This is a genomic window from Armatimonadota bacterium (assembly GCA_020354555.1).
Taxonomy (GTDB): domain Bacteria; phylum Armatimonadota; class Hebobacteria.
The window spans coordinates 2,120,838-2,124,346 of the sequence record CP070648.1 but is presented as its reverse complement, the minus strand read 5'-3'; the positions used below and the strand labels follow the sequence as shown (position 1 = coordinate 2,124,346).

Annotated in this window: 4 protein-coding genes; all 4 read right to left on the bottom strand. The window is 67.3% G+C overall.

Annotated elements, in window-relative coordinates; all coding sequences use genetic code 11:
• Positions 1-477: ATP-binding cassette domain-containing protein (locus tag JSV65_08665; GenBank protein ID UCH36409.1), on the bottom strand; the 477-nt coding region annotated here is incomplete at its 3' end.
• Positions 474-1,163 carry an ABC transporter permease gene (locus JSV65_08660; GenBank protein ID UCH36408.1) on the bottom strand — a complete coding sequence of 230 codons (690 nt, stop codon included), beginning with the start codon at positions 1,161-1,163 and terminating at the stop codon, positions 474-476. The genes JSV65_08660 and JSV65_08665, both read right to left, overlap by 4 nt.
• A 74-nt stretch (positions 1,164-1,237) precedes the next feature.
• Positions 1,238-2,077, bottom strand: coding sequence for a substrate-binding domain-containing protein (locus tag JSV65_08655; GenBank protein ID UCH36729.1), 840 nt, complete (start codon positions 2,075-2,077; stop codon positions 1,238-1,240).
• A partial coding sequence (locus JSV65_08650) for a hypothetical protein (protein UCH36407.1) occupies positions 2,074-3,509 on the bottom strand: 1,436 nt, incomplete at its 5' end. The genes JSV65_08650 and JSV65_08655, both read right to left, overlap by 4 nt.

Below are 3,509 nucleotides of genomic sequence, written 5' to 3'. Positions count from 1 at the left end.
GATTCCGGGCTCCACAGCGAGGGCGCGCGCGATGCTCACGAGCTGCGCTTCCCCGCCCGACAGCTTCCACGCGGGCTCGCGGGCCATGGGCAGCGCGCCGACGCGCTCGAGCACCTCGCGCACGCGCTCCTTTCTGCGCCGCGGCGGGCAGCCGCGCGCGCGCAGCCCGTAGCCCACGTTCGCGCCGACGCTCGCGCGGAGCAGGTACGGCGACTGGAACGCCATTGCCATCTGCCGGCGCAGCGCGGGCCGCGCGTCGGGTGCGGCGCGGATGCCGCTGATGATGATCTCGCCCTGGTCCGGCGTTTCCAGCAGATCCAACAATCTCAGCAGCGTGCTCTTGCCCGCGCCGTTGGGGCCGAAGACGCAGAACACGCCGCCGCGCGGTATGTCCAGCGTCACATCTCGCAGCACCTCGCGCGTGCCGTAGCGGCGTGTCAGCCCGCGGGCCCGTATCGCGAGGTCGCCGGCCATCATCGCCCCCTCTGCAAGAAGCCGAGGCCGAAGTTCACAACGAATGCGATGAGCAACAGGATAATGCCCAGGGCGATCGCGATGTCGAACTGACCTTTGCCCGTCTCGAGGACGATCGCGGTCGTCATGACGCGGGTGTGGCCGGCGATGTTGCCGCCGACGATCATCACCGCGCCGACCTCGGAGATCACGGCGCCGAAGCCCGCGATGACGGCCGCGCCCATGGCGAACCGCGCTTCCCCGAGCAACGTCAGCGTGGCGCGCAGCTCGCTCGCGCCGAGCGACAGGGCGAGGGTCCGGGCGCGTCTGTCCACGGATTCCACGGCCGACACGGTCAGGGCGGCGACCAGCGGCGCCGCGAGGATGGTCTGCGCGATGACCATCGCCGACACGCTGTAGAGCAGGCGCACGAAACCCAGCGGCCCGCTGCGCGACAGGAGAAGATAGACGAACAGGCCGACGACGACGGGCGGCAAGCTCATGCCGACGTTGAGCACAGCCACGGCCGCCCGCTTGCCGCGGAACCGACGCAGGCCGACCGCTGCGCCGAGGGGTATGCCGATGGCGCAACCGAGGGCGGTGCTCACCCCCGACACGATCAGGGAACGGAAGACAATGCCCCACACGTCCTGCTCGCCGCTGACGAGCAGGCGTGCGGCGTGCGCGAAGCCCTGGATGATGTCGTCCACGAGTTAGCCGGTAAACGGATTCGCGGCCGCCGGCGGCTGCGTGTATATACTATTGGACAGCCGGGGAGGCTATCCTACCGGGCTGGTGCCGGTCGCTTGTAGATACGGAACAGTGACCTGCCGAAGCGGTCGGCGCCAAAGGAGCCGATACGCTTGAGCGTTTCCGGAGCCAGGAAGTAGTGGACGAGCCGCATGGCGCCGGAGTGATTGATCGAGGGATGCGTCCTCGGGCTGATGGCCATGAGGCCATATGGATTGAGCAATTCGTTGCCTTTTTCGTAGAGCACGGCGAGGCGCAGATTGCCCTTCTGGACGAGGTACGTTCCGATGTCGCTGAGCGTGTAGGCGTCCTTTTCGTCGGCGATGCGCAGCGTCGCGGCCATGCCGGAGCCTGCTTCGACATACCAATTGCCTTCGGGCTTGATTCGCGCAGCCTTCCAGAGCATTGTCTCGCGGTGATGGGTGCCGGACTCATCGCCGCGCGAGACGAATGCGGCCCGTGCATCGGCGATGCGGTTCATGGCCGCCGCCGGCGTGGGCGTGGAGCGCAGTCCGGCAGGATCGTCGGTGGGTCCGACGATGACGAAATGGTTGTACATCAGCCGCCAGTGGCCGGAAGCGTGTCCCTCGCGCATGAACTGGCGCTCCAGGTCGGGCGCATGCACCAGGACGAGATCGGCGTCGCCGCGGCGCCCGATCTCCAGCGCCTGGCCGGTGCCGACGGCGATGACCTTGACGTCAATCCCGGTGCGGCGCTCGAACTCGGGCACGAGGTAGTCGAGAAGCCCGGTGTCGTGGGTGCTGGTCGTCGTGGCCAGCGTGACCGGCCTGGGGGCAGCCAGCGCCGAGCCTGCACATGCAAGAATGAGGAGTAGTGTTACAAGTCGGGTGGAGCGCACTATCCACCTGCTCAGTAGACTATCTGGAGTTCCGTGGTGAAGATCCCGTAGTTGCCTCCCACGTCGGGCCGTACGAACTCCTCTGACACGCGCAGGCGCACGGCGTCGTCGATCCGGCGCATCCAGATCAGGGAAGTGACGTCGGTGCTGTCACCTGATACGTCGCGGTCGGGATCGAAACGGTGGAAGCGCACTGCGAGTTGGCTGGCCGGGCACGGCGCATATGAGCCGAGGATGGTCCAGGCGAGGACGTCCTTGTCGCCCTGAGCGATCGCGTTAGGCAGGGCGGCCGTTCCTGCAATCACTTCGCCCTTGAACTCGGCAGGCCCACGCTTGGCGGACACGTGCGCGCCGATCAGGTGCCGGTCTGCGTCGTAGCGCGGAGTCGTCATGGTCTCCGGCTGCGTGTCCATGCCGTAGTACCCGGACAGCCCGTACTCCAGTGATTTGTCAACGTGGGCGATGCGCAGTGCCACGTCCTTGCGCTCGTTGGTGTCGCCGCGCTTGCTTCCCGTGCCATTGACGAGTGCGGCCCATGCCTGCCATTTGTCGCCGAGCTTGCTGTCAACGCGCACGCCTCGGTCGTAGCGTTGATCCGGCAGCAAGCGCCTGACGCCGAGTGCGCGTTCCGGTGCCTCAAGGACGCGCATGGACGTCCACAGCTCCCAGCCGAACGGCACGGGGAATTGCCCGGCCACCAGCCGGGTCGTGCCGACATCGAGCGTCGCGTATGCCTCGTTGAGGCGCGCGGTACTCTCACTTGCCTTTGCCTGGCTCGGCACGTCGAAGTGGAGCTTATAGCTCGCGCGGTCGCTGAGCGGGCCTGACAGCATCACCCGCGCGCGGCGGATGGCGAACTCAGATTCAGGGCTCGCCGAGCCGTCCACGGTGTAGCGCATCTGCGTGTAACCGGAGATGCGATGGCGCGCGGCTTCCCGCGCGAGCTTGTCCACCTCGGTGCGCGTTTCGGCGAGTGACGCCTTCAGCGATTCGAGTTCGACGCCGATCTTCTCGACGTTGGCACCCACGGTGACGAGTTCGTTGCGGAACTCGGCGAGGAGCTTCTCGATCCGGGCGAGGTCTTCGCGGGTGACGGCCGGCGCGCAAGGCTCGTCCTCGGGGCACGTCTCCGACGGCGCCTGGGCGAGCACCTCGAGTTGGCGGCCGCGGGTCTGCATCGCCTCCCCCACTCCACGAACCGCGCGCACGACGATGCCGGCGACCTCGCCGCGGGTCAACGGAACCGGCCCGCTGTACGGCGCGGCCTCGTAGCCGTGAACCAAGCCCCGCTGCATGAGCGCGTCAACCGCGGCATAGACCCAATCACCGGCCGGGACTTCGTCGAGCGAGTCCCTCGTCGCCGGCGCTGCGACAGCGGAGGACGAGAGTACGATGATACACAGAAACAGACAGAATCGGAATGCGCGCACAGCAGCCTCCGGAAGTG